We start from the raw sequence: 24,836 nt of genomic DNA on the forward strand, positions 1-24,836 counted from the left end.
AGAAAATCAGTGTGGCAAATCAATGTGACAGGGCAAGGCTGGCGGGCGCCTTGTCCGGATAGACTTCATGAAATGCCGCCTGCACCGTGGCAAGCCCGTCTGTCAGCACCTGCAGCGCGGTCTTGCCCTTGGCATTGGGAATATCGGCCCGCGCCCCATGCGCGGCCAGCACGTGCAGCATCGCCGGAAGCTCGGGGAAAAACGGCCCGCCCGCCAGCATTTGCAGCGCGGTGGTCCTGTTCTTGTCCGCCACATTGGCATCGCCGGCCAGTTCGATCGCCAGACCCAGCGCAGTCGCATTGCGGCCCTGCACCGCCGCGAGCACGAGATTGACCCCCGCGCCATCGACAAAGTGCTCGTCCGCCCCGGCCCGCACCAACTGCCACATCACATCCGCCTGCCCTGCTTTCGCCGCTGCCATCAGTGCGGTCGTCGGTTGCACCGGCGGGGGCGGCATGCCGAAATTGGCCTCGGTCACCCAGGTGATCTTCGATGGGCCGGACAAGGCATCGACGTCTGCCCCGCGCTCGAGCAGCGCTGCCACAAGCGAGGCTTGCCCTGCCGCCGCCGCCACATGAAGCGGCCGCCGCCCCTCGCGGTCAGGTTCAGCAACATCGCCGCCGCCCAGCCGCACCAGCTCTTCCGCTGCCGCCCAGTTCTTCTGGTAGAGCGCCATCTGCAGCGCGCTGGTGTTTTCCGGCCCGCGGTGCTTCACATCTGCCCCCGCCGCGATCAGCGCCGAGGCCAGATTGGCATTCCTGCCCGCCAGCGCGAAGAACAGCGGTGTAAAGCCGTTCGGCGTCTCCCGGTTAACTTGCGCCCCTGCCGCCAGCAGCGCCGAAGCCGCATCGAGCTTTCCAGCCGAAGCGGCCCACATCAGTGGCGTCTGCCCGCGCAGATCGACGCTGTCGGCGCTGGCTCCTTTCGTCAGCAGTGCGCGCACCGCTTCCGCATCGGAAAAGCGCGCGCACATCGCCAGCGGCGTCACCGCATCGGCATTGGACTGATCCACCGGCGCCCCTGCCGCCACCAGCGCAGTGACAATCGCGCCATTGCCGCGCTCGCAGGCGAGCAGCAGCGGTGTCACCCCCAGCGCATCGGCGCGGTCCGTCTTTGCGCCTGCCCTGAGCAAGGCATCGACCAGCGCAGGGTCCTGCGTCTCGACCGCGCGCGCCAGCGGCGTCTCGCCATATTCGAGCGCTGCGTTGGCGTCCGCTCCATGCGAGAGCGCCGCCACCAGCGCATCCGCATCATCCTCCGCAATCGCGCGCGAAACCGCCTCCGCCCCATGCGCCATGGCGGGCAGCGGCGTGAACGCCAAGGCGAGCGCGAGGAACTTACGCACGCGCCAGCCCCGCCAATGGCCCGGTGCTGTCACCAAACGAGGCCGCCGGCACATCGAGCAACTGCAGCCCCGCGAGCAGCAGGTTCGACATCGTCGTCCCCTTGTCGAACGCGAGATGCCGCCCGCCCTGAACCAGCCCGCCTGCCACGATCACCGGCAGGTCCATGAAATCATGCTCGTTGGAATCGCCAAAAGCCGAGCCCCGGATCACCAGCGTCGTATCGAGCAGCGATCCCGCGCCGTCGTGCGTTTCCTTCAGCCGCTTCAGCGCATAGGCGAAGAATTCCATATGATAGCGGTTGATCAGTGCCAGCTTCGCCATCTTGTCGGGGTTCTTGCCGTGATGGCTCAGCATATGGTGCGAATCCGGCACGCCGATTTCCGGATAGGTCCGGTTGGAGATTTCGCGCCCCAGCATGAAAGTCGCCACGCGCGTCAGGTCCGCCTGCATCGCCAGCACCTGCAAATCGATCATCAACCGCACGTGCTCGGCAAATTCGGCCGGAATGCCCGGGGGCTGCGCAAAGCTCCCCGCTTCCGCCTGCGGCCCCGTTGCTGCGCGCTGGATGCGCTTTTCGATCGCGCGGGTCGCGTCGAGATATTCGTCCAGCTTGCGCTTGTCCTCGGCGCCCAGCCGACCCGAAAGCCGCGCCGCATCCTCGCGCACGTAATCCAGGATCGAGGCCTGCCGCCGCGCCTGCGCCAGCCTGCTCGCGGGATCGAGCGCCTCGCCATCGCCGAACAAACGCTCGAACACATCGCGCGGATTGGCCATGACCGGCAGCGGCACCGTCGGCGTCAGCCAAGAGATCCCGTTGGTATAGGCGCACGAATAGTTGATGTCGCAGCTGCCGAGGAGGCTCGCCTGATCGATCCCCAGCTCCAGCGAGGGGATCGTCGTTGCTTCACCCAAATGCGCCGCAAACACCTGATCCATCGAAACGCCGCAGCGAATGTCAGGACCTTCGGTCTGCCGCGCATGCGCGCCGGTCAGGAACGCCGGGCAGGAGCGGCCATGTCCCGCCGGACGATCCCCGAACGCCGCCGCCTGCGGGTGCCCAAGCCCGCTGACCATCACCATATCGGCGCGGAACGGCTCGAGCGGTGCCAATGTCGGCGGGAGGACATAGTCCGCACCCGTCGCTGCCGGACGATAGGCGTCCATCGTCATGCCATTGGGCGTGTAGAACACCGAAAGGCGCTTGGGCCGGGCGCTCGCCTCCGCCGCGCGCGCCGCCGGGATCATCGCCTCGAGGAGCGGCAGCGCCATGGTCGTCCCAAGGCCGCGCAGCACGGTGCGGCGGCTGAGCGCGGGGCGTTTGATCATCATGGGTGCGGCCTCCATCCGCTTGCCGCGAGCGCGACGGCCGTCGGCGCGGCAGGCACGCGGCGCATGGTGAAACCGGGGCTCATCACGATGCCCTTGATGATCGTCTGCACCCGCCAATCATCGTTCGCCGCATCGCGCGCGATGGCGCGCACCGCCGGCATGTCCTGCGGCCCCAGCCCGCGCCCCAGCGCATACGTCATCAGCCGTTCGGTGAAAGCGCGCGCAAATTCCTCGCGCCGATCGAGCAGGATTTGCTGGAGGCCCGCAAAGCCGCTGAACGCCGTCCCGTCGGCCAGCACTGCCCCCGCATCGATCACCTGCCCCGCATCCTGCGCGCGCCACCCCCCCACCGCATCGAAGTTTTCGAGTGCAAAGCCGAGCGGGTCCATCCGCTGGTGGCAGGAAGCGCAGGCAGGATTGGCGCGGTGCAGTTCCAGCTGCTCGCGCGCGGTCAGCTTGCGGCCATCATGCTCGGTTTTGAGCGCGGGCACATCGGCGGGCGGCGGCGGCGGCGGCGAGGCGAGCAGGTTGTCGAGGATCCACTTGCCGCGCTTCACCACTGAAGTGCGGTTGCCGTAGCTCGTCACCGTCAGAATGCTCGCCTGCCCCAGCAGCCCGCCGCGCGGCATATCCGGCCCCAGAGCGACCTTGCGGAACGCCGGCCCGCGCACGCCCTCGATCCCGTAGTGCCGCGCCAGCCGCTCGTTGAGGAAGGTGTAGTCCGCGCGGATGAAGTCGGTCACCGGCCGGTTTGCGGAAAGCACATGGCTGAAGAACATCCGCGTTTCGGTCGCCATCGCGGCGCGCAGCGGCACATCGAACTGCGGGTATTCGGTGATGTCGGGCCGCTGCTGGTCGAGATTGCGCAAGTAGAGCCACTGCCCGGCGAAGTTCTCGGTCAGCGCCTCGGCACGCTTGTCTGCCAGCATCCGCGCGATTTCGGCGCTGAGCACGGCCGGCTGGTGCAGCTTGCCCTGCCCCGCCAGCATGAGTAGCCGGTCATCGGGGATCGAGCTCCACAGAAATAGCGAAAGCCGCGTCGCCAGATCATGGTCGGAGACCCGATAGGCGCTGCCCTGCTGCCCGGCAGGCGGCGGCGTTTCCACGGCAAACAGGAAGCGCGGCGAAACCAGCAGCGCCTCGATCCCCGCCTCGACACCGCTTTCAAATCCGCCAGCAGCCCGCTCGCCCTCGAAGATGTTCATGAGCGGCGCCAGTTCCGCCTCGCTCACTGGCCCGCGCCACGCGCGCCTCGCCAAACTGCCAAGGATCCGCTTAGCACACGGCGCTTCCTCTACCGGCCGCTTCGGCTGACAGACAAACACTGCGCGGCGGCTCGCCAGATCGCCATTCCCGCCCGCATCGAACGGCCCTGCCACATCAAGCTGGAGCACATCACGCGGAAAATTATGCTGCGAATAGCGCGGATGGACGCGGAACGAAGGCACCGTCATCGTCCCGGCGCGCGCGCCATCCACCCACACGTCGAGCGGCAGATCGACCGGCTTTTCGAGCGGCAGCGGCACGTAGTCGGTCGTGTTGCGCACCACCTGCACCGCCTCATCCGGCCAGGTCTGCCGCCGGAACGAGACTGCCACGTTGTGCACCCCCGCCTTCATCGGCACGCGCAGCGCGAAGCGGTCTTCCGGCAGGCGGTCGCTTTCGTTGTTGGTGTTCGAATTGAGCCAGACCGCCACGTCATAGGCCCCGTCCCAGCGCGCGGTATAGCGCACCGCCGTCCCCCCGCGCGAACCCAGCGGCAAGTCCGCACCGGCGCGTTCATTGAAGGCGGGGATGCCCGAATTCATCACCGAGCCGTCCTTGGCGACCTGCCAGCTCGTCACGAAATCGCGCTTGGGCACAAGGCCCGTCGCCAGCCGCGCAGCCTTCCCCGCCACCGCGACATAGCGCTCCATCAAGGTGGGCGAGACGCTCAGCACATCGGCGATATTGTCGAAGCCGAAGCCTGAATTGTCCGGCGGCAGCGCACCGGCAAAATCGCCTTCCACGCCCAGCAGATCCCGCACGGCATTGGCATATTCGCGCCGGTTCAAGCGCCGCACGGGCGCAGCGCCGGGATCGGGATGCGCTGCCGCAAACTGCGCGCGGCCTGCATCGAGCCATGTCACGAAGTCCGCCCGCAGCGCCGGATCGGGCTGCTTCCGGGAATGCGGCGGCATCTCGCCCGAGGCCACGCGCCGCAGGATCTTTTCCCAGGCCTCGGCATTGCGCCCGGCTGCGATATCGCTCGCCTTGAGGCCCTCGACCGAAAGCCCCGCGACATGGTCGAAATCGTTGTGGCAGCGCGAACAGTAATCCTCGAGCATCGGCTCTACCAGCGCGGCCCGCCGCTCCTCCAGCGAAGGCGCTGCTGTCGGCGCGGCAGTCTCGTCGGCCGCGGCATAGAGGCACGAGCCCGAAACCAGCGCGCTTAGCGCCAGCAAGCCGCGCCCGAAGGAAATCCGCCGCAAACCCTCGACCAAATGCCTGCCCCTGAACCAGCGCTGCGCCGTATGTTTACACCAGCATGACAGCAAGGCCACTGCCTATCTACCGCAGTGCAGCACGTCCATTGCCATAAACCGGACAGGGGGTAGCGATAATTCGCGTGGGGGTATGGCCAGCGCCTGCGCGGGGCCCAAACCATTTTCCTACATGGCTTTCTGCCGCTATCTGGCCCTGCGTCCCCGCATCTCCCCCGAAAGGACGCAGCTACCGTGACCGCCCGGCCTCTCCCCTCCGCTGCCCGCCGCTACGTGACATTCGCCCGCCCGACATTTCTCTATGTGATGTACGCGGTGATTCTCTGGGCCATCCCGCTCGGCCTGCTCGGTGCGGTGCGCCCGGCGGCGGCGCGCGCGATGACCGAGGCGATGACGGCCTACTTCGCCGGCCTGCCCCAGCCGCTCTACACGCTCTTCGGCGCCGCCTATCTCGGCTATACGGCAGCCCGCCAGTGGGGCAAGGCGAAGGGCACCGATCAGTAGCCGCACCCGAGCGCAAAAAGCACCCTCTTGGTTAGTTTCGGGTAATCTTTGCCTGCTATGACCCTTGGCAGCATGGACGCACACCGCTTCTTTCCCGCCAATCGGCTCCTCGCGCTCCGCGTTGCGCTTGCCAGCGCGGCCACCGCCCTGTCGCTGCTGCTTTCCGGCTGCGACGCAGACCGCGTCAGCGCCCTCGAAGAGCGGGTAACCGCGGTCGAGGCCAAGGCCGACGCGGCCGAGAAGAAAGCCAAGGCTGCCGAAGCCCTCGCTGTGACCAACCAGCCGCAGCCCATCTCGCAGCCCGAACCGGTGGTGCAGAACAACGACAATCCGGACGGTGACGATCCCGCCGCCTCGGTCGACGATGGCGGCGATCCAGCCCCGCCGCCGCCGCCAATGGCGGACAACGGCAAGGGCTGACCAGGGCTAGGGGGGTTACCGGGGCAAGTCTTGCCGGAGGCGGACTTGCGCAAGCAGGTTCACGCTCTATCAGGTGGGCAGCCAAGTCCATTCCCGCGAGGAGCCCGCCATGCCCGAAACCGTTTTCGTCCTCAACGGCCCCAATCTCAACCTGCTCGGCACGCGTGAGCCGGAAATCTACGGCTCGGCCACGCTGGATGATATCGCCGGCATGCTCGAAGACCGCGCGCGCGAACTCGGGCTCGAGATCGATCTGCGCCAGTCGAACCACGAAGGCCACCTCGTCGATTGGCTCCACGAAGCACAGGCGGTTGGCGCCAAGGCCGTGCTGCTCAATGCCGGCGCCTTCACCCACACCAGCATTGCCCTGCACGATGCGATCAAGGCGATCCGCACCCCGGTGATCGAAGTCCACCTCTCCAATCCGCACACGCGCGAGGCATTCCGCCACAAGTCCTATGTCGGCATGGCCGCCAAGGCGACCATCGCGGGCTTCGGCCCGCTTAGCTACCTCCTTGCGCTCGAAGGCGCGCGCAAGCTCTGACGCCCGGCACAAAGGGGCCACTTCGGGCTTTTCCACGCCGCCCATTCGGGTTTTTCTTGCCAGTGCGCGGCGCGGCGGGCATGGAACCCGCTTTGTATACGTAGACCCGCGAGGACAATAAAATGGGGCATGACCGCGGCGACGAGGGCGCCAAAATGGCCATCGACAGCGCGCTGGTGCGCGAACTGGCCGAACTGCTTTCCGATACCGGCCTGACCGAGATCGAGGTTGAAGACGGCACGCGCAAGATCCGCGTTGCTCGCACGATCACCGCCGCTCCGGTGATGAACTATGCGCCTGCGCCCGCCGCCGCGCCGGCTCCCGCCGCTGCACCGGCTGCCGCAGCCGAAGCGCCCGCCGCCCCCGCCGTCGATGCCAATGCGCTGCGCTCGCCGATGGTCGGCACCGTCTATCTCACCCCCGAACCGGGCGCCGCGCCCTTCATCACCGTCGGCTCGACGGTCAAGGCCGGTGACACGCTGCTCATCGTCGAAGCGATGAAAGTGATGAACCCGATCACTGCGCCCACCGGCGGCAAGATCACCGCGATCCTGGTCGAAAACGCGCAGCCGGTCGAATTTGACCAGCCGCTCGTCGTCATCGCCTGAGGCCGCCCGCCCCATGGCCATTTCCCGCCTGCTGATCGCCAACCGCGGCGAAATCGCGCTGCGCATTCACCGCGCCGCGCATGAAATGGGGATCGAGACGGTCGCGGTGCACTCCACCGCCGATGCCGATGCCATGCACGTGCGCCTTGCCGACCACGCCGTCTGCATCGGCCCGCCGGCGGCAAAAGACAGCTATCTCAACATGGCCGCGATCATCTCCGCGGCCGAGATCACGCATGCCGACGCGATCCACCCCGGCTACGGCTTCCTCTCGGAAAACGCCAAGTTCGCCGAGATCGTCGAGGCTCACGGCATTACCTGGATCGGCCCCAAGCCCGAACATATCCGCACCATGGGTGACAAGATCGAGGCCAAGCGCACCGCCGGCGCGCTCGGCCTGCCGCTCGTCCCCGGCTCGGACGGCGCGGTTTCCGATATCAAGGAAGCCAAGGAAATCGCCGAAGCCGCCGGTTATCCGGTGATCATCAAGGCCGCCTCGGGTGGCGGCGGGCGCGGCATGAAGGTGTGCAACGGCCCGGACGAGCTTGAAACGCTGATCCAGCAGGCCGGCAGCGAGGCCAAGGCCGCGTTCGGCGATGCCACAGTCTATATCGAAAAGTACCTCGGCAACCCGCGCCACATCGAATTCCAGATCTTCGGCGATGGCAACGGCAACGCGATCCATCTGGGCGAGCGCGATTGCTCGCTCCAGCGCCGCCACCAGAAGGTACTCGAAGAAGCGCCCTCCCCCGTCATCTCCGCGGCCGAGCGCGACCGCATGGGCGGCATCGTTTCCAAAGCCATGGCCGACATGGGCTACCGCGGCGCGGGCACGATCGAGTTCCTCTGGGAAAACGGCGAGTTCTACTTCATCGAGATGAACACCCGTCTGCAGGTGGAGCATCCCGTCACCGAGGCGATCACCGGCGTCGATCTGGTGCGCGAACAGATCCGCATCGCCGATGGCAAGCCGCTCTCGGTCAAGCAGGAAGAGATCGAGTTCAAGGGCCACGCGATCGAGTGCCGCATCAACGCGGAAGACCCGTTCAACTTCACCCCCTCGCCCGGCCTCGTCACCAGCTACCACGCCGCTGGCGGCATGCACGTGCGCGTCGATTCCGGCCTCTACGCCGGCTACCGCATCCCGCCCTACTACGACTCCATGATCGCCAAGCTGATCGTCTCGGGCCGCACTCGCGAAGGCTGCATCATGCGCCTGAAGCGCGCGCTGGAGGAAATGGTGATCGGCGGGGTTAAGACCTCGATCCCGCTTCACCAGAAGCTGCTGAGTGATCCGAAGTTCCTCGATGGGGACTACTCGATCAAGTATCTGGAGCAGTGGCTTTCGGAAGAAACCTGAGGCCTCCTGATCCTCCCCATTTTCACGAAGTGCAAATGGGGAGGTGGCAGCCCGAAGGGCTGACGGAGGGGCCATCAACGCTTGCAATAGCGAACAATGGCCTCCGCAACCGCCTCAGGCGACCGCAACACATCCGCCGCCGCGATCCGCACCACCTCGATCCCCAACGCTTCAAGCGCTTCATCCCGGCGTTCGTCCCGCCCCGGCCGGTCACCCATGTCATGCGCAATGCCGTCAATTTCGAAAGCCACGTTGGCGGCAGCGCAGTAAAAATCCAAAACCCACTTATCAACCGGATGTTGCCGCCGGATCTTCACCTCATCCGGCTGAAGCCGCAAATGACGCCAGAGCAGCGTCTCGGGCAAACTCAGTTCCGCGCGCAGCTTGCGCGCCAAGGACACATCGCGCATTTGCTTCGGCCTCGGCAAGAACCCCTCCGTCATTGGCTACGCCAATGCCACCTCCCCGTTTGTGCTGCGCAAAAACAGGGAGGACCAGAAAGAAAAAGCGCCAATTTGGCAAGGTCCTCCCCATTTTCACGAAGTGCAAATGGGGAGGTGGCCCGCCGCAGGCGGGTCGGAGGGGTAGACCCCCCTAAACCCGCCCCTCGATCGCATCCCAGATCATCCCTGCCGTATCGGTCCCGTTGAACCGGTCAATCGCCACGATCCCCGTCGGTGACGTCACGTTGATCTCGGTCAGCCACTTGCCGCCGATCACGTCGATGCCGACGAAGATCAGCCCCAGCCGCTTCAGCTCCGGCCCCATCGCGGCGCAGATTTCCTGCTCCTCAGCCGTCAGCGCGGTCTTTTCGGCATAGCCGCCGACCGCAAGGTTTGAGCGGAACTCGCCCTCGCCGGGCTTGCGGTTGATCGCGCCGGCCACTTCGCCGTCCACCAGCACGATGCGCTTGTCGCCCTCGCTCACTTCGGGGAGGAAAGCCTGCACCATGTGCGGCTCGGGCCAGGTCTGGTTGAACACCTCGATCAGCGCGCCGAGGTTCTCGCCCTCTTCCGAAACGCGGAAGATCGCCTTGCCGCCGTTGCCGTGGATCGGCTTGATCACGATCGCGCCGTGGCGCTTCTGGAACGCGCGCACTTCTTCCACCGAGCGCGTCACCAGCGTTGGCGGCATGAAGCGCCGGTAATCGAGCACCATGACCTTCTCGGGCGCATTGCGCACGCTGCGCGGGTTGTTCACCACCAGCGTCTCGCTCTCGATCCGCTCAAGCAGATGCGTCGCGGTAATATAGCCCATGTGGAACGGCGGATCCTGCCGCATCAGCACCACGTCGATATCGCGCCCCAGATCGAGACGCCGCGCTTCGCCCGCCTTGTAGTGATCGCCCGGCACATGCTGGACCGTCACGGGCACCGCGCGCGCCGTCAGCCGGTCGTTCTCGTCGAGCGAGAGCGCGCCTACGTCGTAATGGTAAAGCTCATGCCCCCGCGCCTGCGCTGCCAGCATCAGCGCGAACGAGGAATCCCCGTTGATATTTATCGAATGCAGCGGGTCCATCTGGACGGCAACTTTGAGTGAGCCTGGGCGAAGGGTCATGCGGGTATTCCTGCTCAGTGTGTCTCGACTTCGCTCGACACGAACGGTTTGAGGCATTTACTTCCCGTTCGTGTCGAGCGAAGTCGAGACACCGGAAACTAAGGCTGCCAGACGTTGGCCATGTGGCGCGGCCAGTGCCCCGGCGCAAGGAGGATCACGTCGATCCTGATATCATCGCCCGGCCCCGCAAAGCGCGGAGCCAGCGCCTCCGCCGCCCGCGCCACGCGCCGCAGCCGCCGCGCATCGATGGCCTGATCGAGCGCCGCCTGGCTCGCGCGCCATTTCACCTCGATAAACGCCACCGTGCGCCCCTTGCGCGCAACGAGGTCGACCTCGCCCGCCCCCACGCGCTGCCGCCGCGCCAGAATGCGCCAGCCGCCGGCCCACAGATACCACGCCGCAAGGCTCTCCCCGCGCCGCCCCCGCCGCTCGGCCTCCTCGCGGCTCACCCCTTGAGTTCCAGCGCCCGCGCATAGAGCGCCTTGCGGTCCAGCCCGTGCTTCTTCGCCACCAGCGCCGCCGCCTTGGACACCGGCAAGTCCGCCAATGCTGCCAGCAGCTCGGCATCCACATCCGCCTCGCCCGGCTTCTCCGCCGCACCCGGAGGCCCTGCCAGCAGCACGATCTCGCCCTTGGGCGGATGCGCGGTGTAGTGCGCCGCAAGCTCTGCCGCCGTCCCCGTCCGGCATTCCTCGTGCAGCTTGGTCAGCTCGCGCGCCACGGCGATCTCGCGCCCCGGCAGCACCCGCGCCATCGCCTCCAGCGAAGCGACCAGCCTTGGCCCCGTCTCGTAGAACACGAGCGTCGCCGGCACGGCGGCCAGTTCGGCCAGGACATCACCGCGCGCCTTGTCCTTGCTCGGCAGGAAGCCTGCGAACAGGAACCGGTCGGTCGGCAGCCCCGCCAGCGTCAGCGCCGCGACTAGCGCGCTTGCGCCGGGGATCGTCGTCACCGCAATGCCCCGGATGCGCGCCTCGCGCACCAGCCGGTAGCCGGGATCGGAAATCAGCGGCGTCCCCGCGTCCGAAACCAGCGCCACGGCCCCGCGCGTCATTTCGCCCAGCAGCGCCTCACGCGCCGCGTCGCTGGCGTGATCGTCATAGCGCCGCAAGGGCCGCTTGATGCCAAGGTGGTGCAAAAGCTTGCCCGTCACCCGCGTATCCTCGCACGCGACCACGGCGCAGCCCGAAAGTGTCTCGATTGCCCGCCGACTGACGTCACCGAGATTGCCAATCGGAGTCGCGACTATATAGAGACCGGGTTCAAGCAAGGGCGTAGTCATACGCAGACCAATGGACCGGCGACCAGGGAGCGGCAAGCCAATGATGATCGGAAGCGGTGGGGCGACGAACGGGCGCCTGCGGCGTTGGATCATGTCCGGGGCGCTAGCGCTGCTTGCCGGCTGCACCGTCATTCCCAAACCGGCCGCGCCGCCACCCCCGCCCAGGCCGGTTGAAGTGACGCCTGATGCCAATGTCCTGCCGACAGACGCCGATCGCCACCGCGTCGCGCTGCTCGTGCCGATGAGCGGGGCCAACGCGGCCATCGGGCAGGCCATCGCCAATGCAACCACAATGGCGCTGCTCGATACGGGCGCCCAGAACGTGCGCATCACGACTTACGATACCGCACTCGGCGCGGGGCTTGCCGCCAACAAGGCGATCCTCGATGGCAACCGCCTGATCCTCGGCCCCCTGCTCGCCGATGAAGTGGTCGCCGTCGCCAGCGTCGCGCGGCCCGCCAAGGTGCCGATGATCACGTATTCGAACGACGCGACCGTGGCGGACCGCGATGTCTTCGTGCTCGGCCAGGTGCCCGCGCAGGCCATCGCCCGCGTGGTCGGCTTCGCGCAGGACAAGGGCGTGAAGTCCATCGGCGCGATCATTCCCACCGGCGCCTATGGCCAGCGCGTGTCCTCCGCGCTGATGGTCGCGGCGCGCTCGCGCGGGATCACCGTCACTGCGGTCGAAAGCTATGATCGCTCCAACACTTCGGTCTCGAGCGCGGTGCGCCGCGTCCTCGCCAAGGGCCCGGTCGATGCGCTGCTGATCGGCGATAGCGGCCGCATCGCGCTGATGGCCGCGCCCGCTGCAAACGGCACGCAGCTTCTCGGCACCGAACTGTGGAACGGCGACGCCTCGATCGCCAAGAGCCCGGCGATGCGCGGCGCCTGGTTCGCCGCCGTCTCCGACAAGCGCTTCGGCCAGTTCGAGCAGTCCTATCGCACCCGCTTCGGCGCCGCGCCCTCGCGCCTGGCCACGCTGGGCTACGATTCCGTGCTGCTCACGCTCAACGTCGCGCGCGGGTGGAAGCCGGGCACTCTGTTCCCCACCGCCAAGCTCTATGCGCGCGATGGTTTCATCGGGCTCGACGGCGTGTTCCGCTTCGAGCCGAACGGCGTCGCCGAACGCGCCATGGAAGTCCGCGAAGTGGGCGCAGGCACATTCGTGACCGCGAGCCCGGCGCCGGCGAAGTTCGCGCCCTAAGGGGTAAGAATGGTTCGCGCGGAGACGCGGAGGCGCGGAGAGGTTATCGTCGCGGCGAAGCCGCCTTTCGAGCCTCAAGATTTGCTGTGACGAGGCAGGCCTGCGGCGCAAGCTGCCTCTCCGCGCCTCCGCGCGAAATCCCCTTCTTCTTGCCGCAAACACCCCCGCCACCCGCCCACAAAACCCCGGGATAAGCAGCATCCCCCCATTGCCCCCGGAATCGGCCACGTTCTATAGCCGTTCCCATGGCCGACGACCTGTTTGAAAAGCTGCCCCAGCGCAGCGCCGAGGAAAGTTACGACGGCAGCGCCATCGAGGTGCTCGAAGGGCTTGAGCCTGTCCGCCGCCGCCCCGGCATGTACATCGGCGGGATCGACGAGCGCGCGCTGCATCACCTCGCCGCCGAAGTGCTCGACAATGCGATGGACGAAGCTGTCGCCGGCCACGCCAACCGCATCGAAGTCACGCTCGAGGAAGGCCCCGAGGGCACTGCGGGCAAGATCACCATCACCGATAACGGCCGCGGCATGCCGGTCGATGAGCACCCGAAGTACCCGGGCAAGTCGGCGCTCGAAGTGATCCTCACCATGCTCCACTCGGGCGGCAAATTCTCCGGCAAGGCCTATGCCACCTCCGGCGGCCTCCACGGCGTCGGCATCTCGGTGGTCAACGCGCTTTCCGTGCTCACCCGCGTCGAAGTGGCACGGAACAAGGAGCTTTACGCGCAGGAGTTCTCGCGCGGCCTCCCCACCACGCAGCTCCAGCGCATCGGCGCCGCACCCAATCGGCGCGGAACCACCGTCACCTTCATCCCCGATGGCGAGATCTTCGGCGGCGAAGCGCGCTTCAAGCCCGCGCGCCTGTTCCGCCTCGTCCGCTCGAAGGCCTATCTCTTCGCGGGCGTCGAAATCCGCTGGAAGTGCGCGCCCTCGCTGATTGCAGGAACGGACATCCCGGCCGAGGCCGTGTTCCAGTTCCCCGGCGGCCTTGCAGATCACTTGGCCGAGCAGGTCGCAGGCCGCGAATGCGTGACCACCGTGCCTTTCACCGGCAGTCAGGACTTTCCGTCAGGGCCAAACGGCGAGGAAATGGGCCGTGCCGAATGGGCGATCGCCTGGCCCCTGTGGTCCGACGGTTCGTACAGCTGGTACTGCAACACCATCCCCACTCCCGATGGCGGCACGCACGAAGCGGGCCTGCGCGCCGCGCTCACCAAAGGCATCCGCGCGTTTGGCGAACTGGTCGGCCAGAAGAAGGCCAAGGACATCGCGCCCGAAGACATGCTGACAGGCAGCGAGATCATGCTCTCGGTGTTCATCCGCGATCCCCAGTTCCAGAGCCAGACCAAGGACCGCCTGACCAGTCCCGAAGCTGCGCGCATGGTCGAAAACGCGATGCGCGATCACTTCGACCACTTCCTCACCGACAATATGGAGCGCGGGCGCGCCCTGCTGGGCTCGGTGATGGAACGCATGGACGAGCGCCTGCGCCGCAAGGCGGAGCGCGAGGTCAAGCGCAAGACCGCCACCAACGCGCGCAAGCTGCGCCTCCCCGGCAAGCTCACCGATTGCAGCGGCGAGGGCAGCGGCGAAACCGAGCTGTTCATCGTCGAAGGCGATTCGGCCGGCGGCAGCGCCAAGCACGCGCGCGACCGGAAAACGCAGGCGATCCTGCCGATCCGCGGCAAGATCCTCAACGTCGCCAGCGCCAGCGCCGACAAGATCCGCGCCAATGCCGAAATCGCCGATCTCGCCCTCGCGCTCGGCTGCGGCATGCGCAAGGACTGCAACGCCGATGCGCTGCGCTACGACCGCATCATCATCATGACCGACGCCGACGTCGACGGCGCGCATATCGCGACCTTGCTGATGACGTTCTTCTTCCAGGAAATGCCCGAGATCGTCCGGCGCGGGCACCTCTACCTCGCCCAGCCCCCGCTCTACCGCCTCACCAACGGGGCCACCTCGGTCTATGCCAAGGACGACGCCCACCGCGCCGAACTTGAGGCGACGAAGTTCAAGGGCAAGAAAGTCGAAGTCGGCCGCTTCAAGGGCCTTGGCGAGATGAACCCGCAGCAACTGCGTGAAACCACCATGAGCCCCGCCACCCGCAGCCTCATCCGCATCACCCTGCCCCCCGAATACGAGGGCCGCGCCGCGGTAAAGGACCTCGTCGACCGCCTCATGGGCCGCGACCCCGCCCAGCGCTTCATGTTCATCCAGAACAGGGCGGGTGAGCTCGATCCGGAACTGATCGACGCTTGAGGCTCCCCGCCGCCTGAGGCGTTCAGCCGATTTTAACTGCGCTCTCCGGGTTTCACCCTAGCCCGCGCCAAACCCCCTTGCAGTCTCCTCGCGTCTAGAACGGGTCCGATATCCGCAGCGCAGTCCCGCGTGGCGGCAGATATGGGCTCAATCGGCATGGATTATCTCAGGAACGCTCCGATCGGACGCAAGCTCGCGGTGATGTTCGCGGTGCTTTCGCTGGTCATCGTCGTCGCCATCGGCACCATGGTCTGGCGCATGACCGCAATGCGCGGCGCAGAGATGGAAGTGGCGGAGGACCATGTCCCCCAGGCGCTCTCGGCGGACAAGATCAACATCGCCATGGCCGAGTTCCAGAATGCACTGAGGTCCCACCTGCTGGCGGCCGACGACTATGAGCGCACCGATGCTGAGGCCGCGATTGCCGCAAACCAGAAGATCATCAGCACGGAGACCGCCGCGTTCGAGGCAACCGATCTCGACGACAAGGAAAAGGCCTATCTCAAGGCCTTCAAAAGCGGCTGGGAGCAGATGAGCCAGGATACCAGCCAGATCACGCAGCTTTCCTCCCAGGGGCGCACAGCAGAGGCACTTGCCCGCCTCGCCACGTCAAGTGAGCCCGTCCAGGTAACCACAAAGGCGCTCGTCGATCTTGCGACCTATCAGAAGCATCACATTGATGTCGCCGGCCATCAAGCTGCCCTGGCCTTCGAGGTCGCCCTGTGGACCGGCGCGATTGCGACCTTGCTCCTGCTGGGCACGCTCGGCGGTATCTACGTGATGATGGTGCGCCTCGTCGCCCGGCCGGTTGGCCAGATCACCCACGCGGTGGAGGATCTTGCCGATGGCCGCCTCGATGGCGCGCTCGTGGTCAGCGATACGCAGGACGAAATCGGCGCGCTGGGCCGTGCCATGCGCGGCCTGCAGGGCCAGCTTGCCCGTGCCGAGGCGAGCAAGACCGAACAGGTCGAACTCATCGTTAGCACGCTCGGCGCAGCCCTCGCCCGGTTCAAGGAAGGCGATCTCTCGGCCCGCGTCACCGCCGCGCTCGAAGGCCCGTTCGCCCGCCTCAAGACCGATTTCAACGCGATGGCGAGCGAGCTTGAACAAGTGATCGGCTCGGTCGCCGGGACGGCGAGCGGCGTCCAGACCGGCTCGACCGAAATCCGCGCCGCCTCCGACGATCTCGCCTCGCGCACCGAACAGCAGGCGGCGAGCCTTGAATCGGCCGCCAATGCCATGCGCGAAGTGACCGCCAAGGTTGAGCAGAGCGCCCAGAACGCCGGCGCCGTGCGCGAAACCATCGTGCGCGCCACCGACCGGGCCAACGAAGGCGGCGAAGTGGTCAAGCGTGCGGTCGGCGCGATGGACTCGATCGTCGACAGCTCCAAGCAGATCACCCAGATCATCGACCTGATCGATGGCATCGCCTTCCAGACCAACCTGCTCGCCTTGAACGCGGGCGTCGAAGCAGCGCGCGCCGGCGAGGCGGGACGCGGCTTCGCGGTCGTCGCCAACGAAGTGCGCGCGCTCGCCCAGCGATCGGCCGAAGCCGCGCGCGATATCAAGGGCCTCATCAGCGGCAGCGCTCAGCATGTCGAACTGGGCGTCCATCTCGTCGGTGAAACCGGTGAGGCGCTCGATGCGATCATCACACAGGTCGCCGAAATCGGCGCGTTGGTCGAAGGCATCGCCACCGCTGCGGTCGATCAGGCCACCAGCATTTCCAAGGTCAACGTGACCATGGGCGAGCTTGACCGGATGACCCAGCAGAACGCCGCGATGGTCGAGGAAAGCGCCGCCGCCTCGCGCAACCTTTCGGGTCAGGCCGCCAATCTCGCCAATCTCGTCGCGCGCTTCCGAGCGGCGGGGATGACGTCTTCCGCCAGCAGCTACAGCGCCCCCGCTGCCGCGCGGCCCGCAGCCACACCGGCTCCGCTCGCCCCGCGTGCGATCCCGGCAGCGGTAAACGCACCGGTCCACGGCAACCTCGCGCTCGATCTCGACGAGAATAACTGGTCGGAATTCTGAGCCAATCCATTGGCCCCGCGCCTTGTGCGAAGGCGCGGGGTCAGGCCGGCCAGGACTAGTCCTGGTCGGCCGCCCCCTCCGCCGCTTTCGCTGCCTTGAAGTCAAAGCGAATGCGCACCCAGGTGCCGAGTTGCGCCTTGCCGTCCACGCGCGGCGGCCGCACCAGGAACTGCCACGCCGCCTGCCGCAAGGCGCGCGCCAGGCCCGATCCGCGCGGCGATTCGTCCACTTCACGGCAATCCTCGACATGGTACCGCTCGACCGTGCGGCAGATGATCATCGCCCAGTCTCCGGCCGATCCGCCGCGCGCCCCGCTCATGTAGGGGGAAAGTTCGGCATGCGTCGGCTCGCGGTACCATTCGGCATTGTAGACGCGCGCGCCGCCCGGACCGTCGCCAGTACCCTCGGCATTGCCGCCCCCGCCCTGCGAGACGCCGGTCGAACCGCCGCCACCGGCCGGCTTGATCCGGCTGATATCCGCCTTGGCAATATCCTCGCGGCTCAGCTTGATGAAGCCGGGCGGCCATTCGACCTGGTTCTTGCTGGGGATCACCACGCGCGGAGGCAGCTTGGGCGGCGGCGTCGTCACCGTCTGCACCTGCACCTGCTTCTCGTCCTGCTTGGGCGCGGCCTTCTGCTTTTCCTTCTCGGCGGAGGGCGGCGAAATGTTGATCGCGACCAGCTGGCCTCCCGGCTCGCCGCCGCCGCCGGTCACGCCGCTCATGATGATCAGCACGAAGACGAGGAACACCCCGACCAGCACCGCCAGCACGAAAGATACGGCCCGGTCGCGGCGCGATGGAGCGTAGCGCGCGGGGCTGTCGGCGGGAGCGGATCGCATCGCGCATCGCCTACACGTGCGAACGGGGAGCGGCAACGGGGCGGCTTGTAACCAAGTGTCGCTTCCCCGCGCCGAAGCTGCGGTTCAGCCCACTTGCCAGCCCTGATCTCTCGCCCTATCCCTTAAGCAACCGATTAAGAAGGATGCAGGACAGAACATGCGCTTCGAAGGCACCAGCAATTACGTCGCCACTGATGATCTCAAGGTGGCAGTCAACGCCGCGGTGCTGCTGCGCCGCCCCTTGCTGGTGAAGGGTGAGCCCGGCACCGGCAAGACCGTCCTCGCGCACGAGATCGCGCAAGCCGTCGGCGCCCCGCTGATCGAGTGGAACGTCAAGTCCACCACCAAGGCGCAGCAGGGCCTCTACGAGTACGACGCGGTCGCCCGCCTGCGCGATGGCCAGCTCGGCGATCCGCGTGTGCACGAGATTTCGAACTACATCCGCAAGGGCAAGCTGTGGGAGGCCTTTACCGCGCCGCAGCTCCCGGTCCTGCTGATCGACGAGATCGACAAGGCCGACATCGAGTTCCCGAACGACCTGCTGCAGGAGCTCGACCGGATGAGCTTCGATGTCTACGAGACGCACGAGACGATCGCCGCCAAGGAGCGCCCGATCGTCGTCATCACCTCGAACAACGAGAAGGAACTGCCCGACGCGTTCCTGCGCCGCTGCTTCTTCCACTACATCAAGTTCCCCGATCGGCAGACGATGCAGTCGATCATCGACGTGCACTTCCCCGGCATCCAGAAGACCCTCGTCAGCAAGGCGATGGATATTTTCTACGAAGTCCGCGAAGTTCCCGGCCTCAAGAAGAAGCCGAGCACATCAGAACTGCTCGACTGGCTCAAGCTGCTGCTCAACGAGGACATGCCGCTCGACGTCCTCCAGAACCGCGATCCGACCAAGGCGATCCCGCCCCTGCACGGCGCGCTCCTCAAGAACGAGCAGGACGTCATGCTGTTCGAACGGCTGGCGTTCATGGCGCGGCGGCCTTCGAACTGAGGCCAATTACGTTCGTGCCGGGCAATGTAACTGGGCTCGGCACGAACATCGGTCAGCGTGAAAACCGGATGGTCTGCTCAGGGAAGCCAGCAGCCTGAACCACCTCGGCTGATTAGTCTGCCGCGGTTTGGGACGCCCGCACCCTTTAGCGGAAAAGAAATTTTCGCGCAGAGGCGCAGAGGCGCAGGTCTCCGTGGCAAAGCCGCTCTCAACCTAAACGCTCGACTTCAAAGAACTTGCCTGCGGCACACACGCAATCTCTGCAAACCCTGCGATCTCTGCGCGAACCGCCTCGTCTCAGTCCCTTCTCCGCGCCTCTGCGCCTCTGCGCGAAACACCCACTTCCTTTATTCAATCCCGCGGCCCCAGCTTCTCCAGCTCCACTTCCGCAAACATGGCGCGCGCCGCCGGCCGCGCGTTGATCTGCTCGATCCAGCGCAATAGCCCCGGTGTCGCCTCCTTGTTGACCAGCTCGGCAAACCCGAACTGCATCCCGTTGGCGATGGCGAAGTTGCAGATATCCGCCAGCGTATACTGCCCCGGCACTAGCCACTCATGTGTCCGCAAGTGCTCGTCCAGCCGCGCCACTGAAAACGCGATCTTGCGCATTTCCTCGTCGAGCATGTCCTGCGGAAAGCCCTCGCGCGCGCGGCGCCATTTCACCTGCTGCTCGGCCACCGGGATCGCCTTCACCTTCTCCTCGAACTCGGCATCTGAAAGGCCCTTCACCATGTTGCCGACATAGCGGTGCCAGCCGATGGTCGAGACGCACCAGCAGAAATACTCGTCCACCCACTTGGTCCACACCCGCATCATCGCCTTGCCCGCAGAGGTCGCGGGCCGCAGTGAAACCGCGGTGGGGTATTCGTCTTCCAGATACTCGCAGATCACCGTGCTCTCGGTGATCACATGCGCGCCGTCGACCAGCGCTGGCACCTGCCCGCGCGGGTTGATCGCCTTGAACCAGTCGGTATGGTGTTCAAACTTGGCGGGATCGAGCCGGTTCTTCTCGAAGTCCAGCCCCTTCTCATACAAGGTGAGCAGCGGCTTCATCGAGTTGGCAGCGGGGCCGAAACTGTAGAGCTTGAGCATGGTTTTGGGTGTCCTCTCCGGATTGCCCTCAGCCTACAAATTGTATGTGTACCTAACAATACCAAATGTGAAGGAACGCCCATGGCCTATACCGGACGCTGCGCCTGCGGGGCCGTCACCGCCGAGATCGCCGCCGATGCGCCCATCGCGGTGCGCCAGTGCTGGTGCCGCCAGTGCCAGCAGCTCGCGGGCGGCTCGCACAGCACCAACGCCATGTTCCTGACCGATGACGTGACCATCACCGGCACGCTCGGCAGCCACGCCTATACCGCCGCCAGCGGCAACACGCTCACCCAGTCGTTCTGCGCCGCCTGCGGCACGCCTGTCATGGGCCAGGTCTCCGCCCGCCCGCAGTTTCGCACGATGCGGGTCGGCTTCATCCAGCCGCCGCACGACCTCACCCCGCAAATGGTCATCTGGACCGACGACGCTCCGGCCTGGGCCGTGATCCCCGATGGCCTCGAACGCCACGCCAAGCAGCCGCCCCCGCCGCCCCAGTCCTGAGACTTGCCAGCACCCCCCATTCGCCTTAATCATCCGGTTAAGACGCGAGCGAGGCCCCACGACCCATGTTCTTTAACTTCATCGACGAGCTGCGCGCCGCCGGCATCAAGGCCAGCTTCAAGGAGCACCTCACGCTCCTCGAAGCGCTCGACAAGGACGTGATCGACCAGACGCCGGAGGCCTTCTACTACCTCAGCCGCGCCACGTTCGTGAAGGACGAGGGCCTGCTCGACCGGTTCGATCAGGTCTTCAACAAGGTCTTCAAGGGCATCCTCACGGACTACGGCCAGCGCCCGGTCGATATTCCGGAAGACTGGCTCCGCGCCGTGGCGGAAAAGTTCCTCACCGAAGAGGAAATGGAGAAGATCAAGGCGCTCGGCTCGTGGGACGAGATCATGGAGACGCTCAAGCAGCGGCTCGAAGAGCAGAAAGAGCGCCACGAAGGCGGCAACAAGTGGATCGGTACTGGCGGCACCAGCCCGTTCGGCCACGGCGGCTACAACCCCGAAGGCGTGCGCATCGGCGGCGAGGGCAAGCACGGCCGCGCGATAAAGGTCTGGGAAAAGCGCGAATTCGCCAACCTTGATAACACCAAGGAACTCGGCACCCGCAACATCAAGATCGCGCTGCGCCGCCTGCGCCGTTTCGCGCGCGAAGGCCATGCCGACGAGCTTGATCTGCCCGGCACGATCGATGGCACCGCCAAGCAGGGCTGGCTCGATATCCGCATGCGCCCCGAACGGCGCAACGCGGTCAAGCTGCTGCTGTTCCTCGATGTCGGCGGCTCGATGGACCCCTTCATCAAGCTGGTCGAAGAGCTGTTCAGCGCCGCCACCGCCGAATTCAAGAACATGGAGTTCTTCTATTTCCACAATTGCCTCTACGAAGGCGTGTGGAAGGACAACAAGCGCCGCTGGTCCGAGCGCACCAATACCTGGGACATCCTCCACAAGTACGGCCATGACTACAAGATCGTGTTCGTCGGCGATGCGGCGATGAGCCCTTACGAGATCAGCCACCCCGGCGGCTCGGTCGAGCATTTCAACGAAGAGGCGGGCGCCATCTGGCTCCACCGCGTCGCGCAGACCTACCCCGCCACCGTGTGGCTCAATCCGGTGCCCGAGAAGCAGTGGAACTATTCGCAGTCGACCAAGATGATCAAGGATCTCGTCGGCGGCTCGATGTTTCCGCTCAGCCTCGAAGGCCTCGATGGTGCCATGCGCGAATTGACGCGCAAGAAGCACTAGAAAGTACCCCACCGTCAGCCCTGCAGGCTGGCCCGCCGGAGGCAGGCCGGAGGGGTAACAGCGGAGCAGACACTATGGCCAAACTTCTTCGCATCGCATCCTTTGCAGCCCTCACGGCTCTCGCAGCCACCGCCAGCCTCGCAGCTCCGCCGAAACCCGATCCCGCCGCGGCACAGTGGTGGGCGGATATCGCGGCGATTGCCGATGACCGCAACGAAGGCCGCCAGACCGGCTCGCCAGGGTATCTGCGCGCCGCCGACTATGTGGTTACGCGGTTCAAGGCGCTGGGCCTGAAGCCTGCGGGTGAACAAGGCGGCTACCTGCAAAACGTGGCCTTCACCGAACAGATCATCGACCACGCGGCCTCCACGGCCCAGCTGATCGATGCGCAGGGCAAGGCTTCGCCGCTTTCCGCCGGGACCGACCTGCTGATTTCCGCAGGCGGCGGCCCCCGCCCCGTAGCGGTGGACGCGCCGCTCGTGTTCATCGGGTATGGGCTGCATCTGCCCGCACAGGGCCACGATGATCTCGCCGGTCTTGATCTCAAGGGCAAGATCGCGGTCGTCCTCTCGGGCGGTCCGGCCGAGATCGCCGCCCCGATCAAGGCCAGCAACCGGGCCGAGCGCGCGAAGTTCCTCAAGGACGCCGGGGCCGTGGGCCTCATCACGCTTGTCACCCCGGCGCAAGTCGAAATCCCGTGGGACCGCCGCAAGCTGCTCGCCGGACAAGCGGGCATGTACCTCGCTGATTCGACCTTGCGTGACATGCCCGACGGGTTCTTTGCCGCCAGCGTTGATCCCGCACGCAGCGATGCACTGTTTGCCGGATCGAGCCACAGCTTTGCCGAGCTGACCGCGCTCGCCGATGCCTCTGCCCCGCTCCCCTGCTTCGAACTGCCAGTGCGGCTGAGCGCCACGATTTCGGCCACGTTCCGCCAGGTCGAATCGCCCAATCTCGTTGGCCTTCTTCCCGGCAATGATCCCAGATTGCGCAAGGAATACCTGGTCGTTTCCGCACACCTCGACCACCTCGGCATTGGCGCTCCGATCAATGGCAAGGCGATCTACAGCGGCGCGATGGACGATGCTTCGGGTGTCGCCAGCGTGCTCGATATCGCGCACCGACTGCGCACCGGCAATCGGCCGCGCCGCTCGGTGCTGTTCGTGATCGTGACGGCCGAGGAAAAGGGCCTGCTCGGCTCACAGTATTTCGCAAACCGGCCAACCGTGGCCAAGGATGCGATTGTCGCTGACCTCAATCTCGATATGCCGCTTCCGCTCTGGCCCCTGAAAACCGTGGTGGTGCAAGGCGAAGCCGAAAGCTCGCTCGGCACCGAAGCACGCAGTACGGCCAAAGCGCAGGGCCTCGTGGTCGCGCCCGATCCGCTACCCGAACGCAACAGCTTCATCCGCACCGACCAGTTCAGCTTCGTGCGCGCCGGGGTGCCCGCGCTCGCGTTCAAGTTCGGCTTTGCCAAGGGCACGCCCGAATTCCAGATCGAGCATGACTGGCGCGCAAATCGCTATCATGCGCCGTCTGACGATCTCGACCAGCCGGGCGTGCTCAAGGACGAAGCCGTCAAGCTGGACCGCTATATCGCAGCTATCGCGCGCCGCATCACCAATGCCGCGCCGCGCCCGGTCTGGCTCGATACCAGCGTGTTCAAGCCTGCCGCCAAGGCTGAATGACAGGCGGGAAACACTGAGCGTTCCTTCCCGGACTTGTCGGGAAAGGACGACCGTGCGAAACAGCAGACAGGGGCTGAAGACCCCAAGACGAGAGGTCGCCGCCATGTCAGACAACGAAATCCTCACCACCCACCGCACTGGCGGCCGGGTCGATCTCACCCTCAATCGGCCGAACCAGTACAACGCGCTGAGCGAGGATCTCCTCGCCGCCCTCAAGGCCGAACTGGAAAGCCTTGCCGCCGATCCCACGGTCGCGTGCGTCGTCCTCTCCGGCGCGGGCAAGGCCTTCTGCGCCGGGCACGATCTGCGCCAGATGCACGGCCAGCGGCGGCTGGATTACTACCGCACGCTGTTCGCCGCCTGCGCCGATGTGATGGAAGCGATCGTCGCGCTTCCCGTCCCAGTCATCGCCCGCGTCCACGGCATCGCCACCGCCGCGGGGTGCCAGCTCGTCGGCGCCTGCGATCTCGCCATCGCCAGCCAGGACGCGCGCTTTGCCGTCTCGGGCATCAACGTCGGCTTGTTCTGCTCGACCCCCGCGGTTGCGCTCACCCGCAACGTGCCGGCCAAGCCCGCCTTCGAAATGCTCGTCACCGGCGACTTCATCAGCGCGCAGACCGCGGAAAGCTGGGGCCTCATCAACCACGCCGTGCCCGCCGATCAGCTCGATGCTGAGATCGACACCCTCGCCGCCACCATCGCCGCCAAGAGCCCCGACGCGATCCGCCGCGGCAAGGCGCTGTTCTACGCCCAGCGCGAAGTCCACCGCGCCGAGGCCTACACGCTCGCCGCCGAGGTCATGGCGCAAAACATGATGGACGAAAACACAGCGGAAGGGATCGAGGCGTTTCTGGAAAAGCGCGCGCCCGTCTGGCGGTGAAGCTGTTTCAGCCCGCTCGGAAAGCGGGTATGCTTTGCTTCTTTGAAGGCCGATTTTTCGGAGGTCACGCGCATGCAGGACGTAAGCGAAGCACTTCATGCTCTCGCCACCCTGCAGCTGATGATGATCGTCGGCTTGAGACCTGAAATCAACAGTGCCATTTTGGACCTTCGCGAAAGGGTCTTTTATGTTGGACTGCTGGTGATCAGCTTGATCTTATTTTTATGGCCCTATCCCGTCTATGCCCCCGTCAGCGCGTCCGCAAATTCGTGCGCATCCCTGATATTGAATACGCTCGACCTCGTCGCGTCGGCTTGGATCCTCTGGACATGCTTTGGCCCGAAGTCGAAGCGAACAGACCTCACCCCACCGTCACACCCTTCCAAAACGCCACCCGCCCCTTGATCGCAGCGGCCTTTTCCTTCGGCTCGGCATAATACCACGCCGCATCGCGGTTCTCCGCGCCGTCCACCACCAGCGAATAATACTGCGCTGTGCCTTTCCACGGGCACATGCTGGTCGTCGCACTCGGCTTCAGCACTGCCGCATCGACCGCCTCCAGCGGGAAATAGTGGTTGCCCTCAACCACCACCGTATCATCGCTGCGCGCAATCACCGCGCCGTTCCACCGTGCCTCAACCATCGTTCG

General features: G+C 65.8%; 23 protein-coding genes. 13 read left to right on the top strand and 10 right to left on the bottom strand.

From position 1 onward, the window contains the following. Window positions 1-19: 19 nt before the first annotated feature. The 3 genes from ACO056_RS13955 to ACO056_RS13965 are packed head-to-tail and all read right to left on the bottom strand — an operon-like array spanning window position 20 to window position 5,158. The gene (locus tag ACO056_RS13955) at window positions 20-1,345 is read right to left on the bottom strand and encodes an ankyrin repeat domain-containing protein (RefSeq protein WP_421847730.1); all 1,326 of its coding nucleotides are present in this window, start codon (window positions 1,343-1,345) and stop codon (window positions 20-22) included. Further along, window positions 1,338-2,675: a DUF1552 domain-containing protein gene (locus tag ACO056_RS13960; protein WP_421847732.1), complete on the bottom strand. Its 1,338-nt coding sequence runs from the start codon at window positions 2,673-2,675 to the stop codon at window positions 1,338-1,340. Before ACO056_RS13960 ends, ACO056_RS13955 begins: the two co-directional genes overlap by 8 nt. After that, window positions 2,672-5,158 (bottom strand): DUF1592 domain-containing protein, encoded by a 2,487-nt coding sequence (locus ACO056_RS13965; protein WP_421847734.1) that lies wholly within the window; start codon window positions 5,156-5,158, stop codon window positions 2,672-2,674. Before ACO056_RS13965 ends, ACO056_RS13960 begins: the two co-directional genes overlap by 4 nt. A 234-nt stretch (window positions 5,159-5,392) precedes the next feature. Here ACO056_RS13965 and ACO056_RS13970 point away from each other — a divergent pair, with 234 nt between their 5' ends. From ACO056_RS13970 to accC, 5 genes are all read left to right on the top strand, one after another. Next, entirely contained in the window at window positions 5,393-5,662 is a 270-nt protein-coding gene (locus ACO056_RS13970; RefSeq protein WP_421847736.1) for a 3TM-type holin, read from the top strand. 72 nt (window positions 5,663-5,734) lie between these two features. Further along, window positions 5,735-6,082 (top strand): hypothetical protein, encoded by a 348-nt coding sequence (locus ACO056_RS13975; RefSeq protein ID WP_421847738.1) that lies wholly within the window; start codon window positions 5,735-5,737, stop codon window positions 6,080-6,082. Between the two features lie 109 nt (window positions 6,083-6,191). Next, a complete protein-coding gene (gene aroQ, locus ACO056_RS13980) occupies window positions 6,192-6,626 on the top strand; it encodes a type II 3-dehydroquinate dehydratase (RefSeq protein WP_421847740.1) in 435 nt (144 codons plus the stop codon). Between the two features lie 122 nt (window positions 6,627-6,748). Continuing rightward, window positions 6,749-7,234 (top strand): acetyl-CoA carboxylase biotin carboxyl carrier protein, encoded by a 486-nt coding sequence (accB, locus tag ACO056_RS13985; RefSeq protein WP_421847742.1) that lies wholly within the window; start codon window positions 6,749-6,751, stop codon window positions 7,232-7,234. A 13-nt stretch (window positions 7,235-7,247) separates the two neighbouring features. Then, the gene (gene accC, locus ACO056_RS13990) at window positions 7,248-8,594 is read left to right on the top strand and encodes an acetyl-CoA carboxylase biotin carboxylase subunit (protein ID WP_421847744.1); all 1,347 of its coding nucleotides are present in this window, start codon (window positions 7,248-7,250) and stop codon (window positions 8,592-8,594) included. A gap of 74 nt (window positions 8,595-8,668) precedes the next feature. Here accC and ACO056_RS13995 read toward each other — a convergent pair whose 3' ends face one another. From ACO056_RS13995 to rsmI, 4 genes are all read right to left on the bottom strand, one after another. Then, complete coding sequence (locus ACO056_RS13995; protein ID WP_421847746.1) at window positions 8,669-9,004, bottom strand: endonuclease domain-containing protein; 336 nt, start codon at window positions 9,002-9,004, stop codon at window positions 8,669-8,671. A 184-nt stretch (window positions 9,005-9,188) separates the two neighbouring features. After that, window positions 9,189-10,151 carry a glutathione synthase gene (gshB, locus tag ACO056_RS14000; RefSeq protein ID WP_421847748.1) on the bottom strand — a complete coding sequence of 321 codons (963 nt, stop codon included), beginning with the start codon at window positions 10,149-10,151 and terminating at the stop codon, window positions 9,189-9,191. Window positions 10,152-10,249: 98 nt separating this feature from the next. Further along, window positions 10,250-10,600, bottom strand: coding sequence for a YraN family protein (locus ACO056_RS14005; protein ID WP_421847750.1), 351 nt, complete (start codon window positions 10,598-10,600; stop codon window positions 10,250-10,252). Then, the gene (gene rsmI / locus ACO056_RS14010) at window positions 10,597-11,433 is read right to left on the bottom strand and encodes a 16S rRNA (cytidine(1402)-2'-O)-methyltransferase (protein ID WP_421847752.1); all 837 of its coding nucleotides are present in this window, start codon (window positions 11,431-11,433) and stop codon (window positions 10,597-10,599) included. The genes ACO056_RS14005 and rsmI overlap by 4 nt, the downstream gene beginning before the upstream one ends. A 91-nt stretch (window positions 11,434-11,524) precedes the next feature. Here rsmI and ACO056_RS14015 point away from each other — a divergent pair, with 91 nt between their 5' ends. The 3 genes from ACO056_RS14015 (at window position 11,525) to ACO056_RS14025 (ending at window position 16,932) form a co-directional block, all read left to right on the top strand. Then, on the top strand, window positions 11,525-12,637 hold the full coding sequence (locus ACO056_RS14015) for a penicillin-binding protein activator (RefSeq protein ID WP_421847754.1): 1,113 nt from the start codon (window positions 11,525-11,527) through the stop codon (window positions 12,635-12,637). 245 nt (window positions 12,638-12,882) lie between these two features. Further along, window positions 12,883-14,901 (top strand): DNA topoisomerase IV subunit B, encoded by a 2,019-nt coding sequence (locus tag ACO056_RS14020; protein ID WP_421847756.1) that lies wholly within the window; start codon window positions 12,883-12,885, stop codon window positions 14,899-14,901. Between the two features lie 156 nt (window positions 14,902-15,057). Beyond that, window positions 15,058-16,932, top strand: a complete 1,875-nt coding sequence (locus ACO056_RS14025; protein ID WP_421847758.1) for a methyl-accepting chemotaxis protein — start codon at window positions 15,058-15,060, stop codon at window positions 16,930-16,932. A 55-nt stretch (window positions 16,933-16,987) separates the two neighbouring features. Here ACO056_RS14025 and ACO056_RS14030 read toward each other — a convergent pair whose 3' ends face one another. After that, on the bottom strand, window positions 16,988-17,773 hold the full coding sequence (locus tag ACO056_RS14030) for a hypothetical protein (protein ID WP_421847760.1): 786 nt from the start codon (window positions 17,771-17,773) through the stop codon (window positions 16,988-16,990). Window positions 17,774-17,930: 157 nt separating this feature from the next. On the opposite strand from ACO056_RS14030, the gene ACO056_RS14035 reads away from it, so the two are divergent. Then, complete coding sequence (locus tag ACO056_RS14035; protein WP_421847762.1) at window positions 17,931-18,776, top strand: AAA family ATPase; 846 nt, start codon at window positions 17,931-17,933, stop codon at window positions 18,774-18,776. Window positions 18,777-19,127: 351 nt separating this feature from the next. On the opposite strand, the gene ACO056_RS14040 is transcribed toward ACO056_RS14035, so the two are convergent. After that, the gene (locus ACO056_RS14040; protein WP_421847764.1) at window positions 19,128-19,868 is read right to left on the bottom strand and encodes a glutathione S-transferase family protein; all 741 of its coding nucleotides are present in this window, start codon (window positions 19,866-19,868) and stop codon (window positions 19,128-19,130) included. Window positions 19,869-19,949: 81 nt separating this feature from the next. Between ACO056_RS14040 and ACO056_RS14045 the strand changes: the two genes are divergently transcribed. From ACO056_RS14045 to ACO056_RS14060, 4 genes are all read left to right on the top strand, one after another. After that, on the top strand, window positions 19,950-20,372 hold the full coding sequence (locus ACO056_RS14045; protein WP_421847766.1) for a GFA family protein: 423 nt from the start codon (window positions 19,950-19,952) through the stop codon (window positions 20,370-20,372). Window positions 20,373-20,437: 65 nt separating this feature from the next. Continuing rightward, window positions 20,438-21,619: a vWA domain-containing protein gene (locus ACO056_RS14050; RefSeq protein WP_421847768.1), complete on the top strand. Its 1,182-nt coding sequence runs from the start codon at window positions 20,438-20,440 to the stop codon at window positions 21,617-21,619. Between the two features lie 74 nt (window positions 21,620-21,693). Then, window positions 21,694-23,307 (top strand): M28 family metallopeptidase, encoded by a 1,614-nt coding sequence (locus tag ACO056_RS14055; RefSeq protein ID WP_421847770.1) that lies wholly within the window; start codon window positions 21,694-21,696, stop codon window positions 23,305-23,307. A gap of 103 nt (window positions 23,308-23,410) precedes the next feature. Further along, window positions 23,411-24,187, top strand: a complete 777-nt coding sequence (locus ACO056_RS14060) for an enoyl-CoA hydratase (RefSeq protein WP_421847772.1) — start codon at window positions 23,411-23,413, stop codon at window positions 24,185-24,187. 361 nt (window positions 24,188-24,548) lie between these two features. Here the strand turns inward: ACO056_RS14060 and ACO056_RS14065 are convergent, their stop codons facing one another. Continuing rightward, on the bottom strand, window positions 24,549-24,830 hold the full coding sequence (locus tag ACO056_RS14065; protein ID WP_421847774.1) for a DUF427 domain-containing protein: 282 nt from the start codon (window positions 24,828-24,830) through the stop codon (window positions 24,549-24,551). Window positions 24,831-24,836: the final 6 nt, after the last annotated feature.

Origin of the sequence: Novosphingobium sp., assembly GCF_965228995.1 — a bacterium.
GTDB lineage: Bacteria > Pseudomonadota > Alphaproteobacteria > Sphingomonadales > Sphingomonadaceae > Novosphingobium.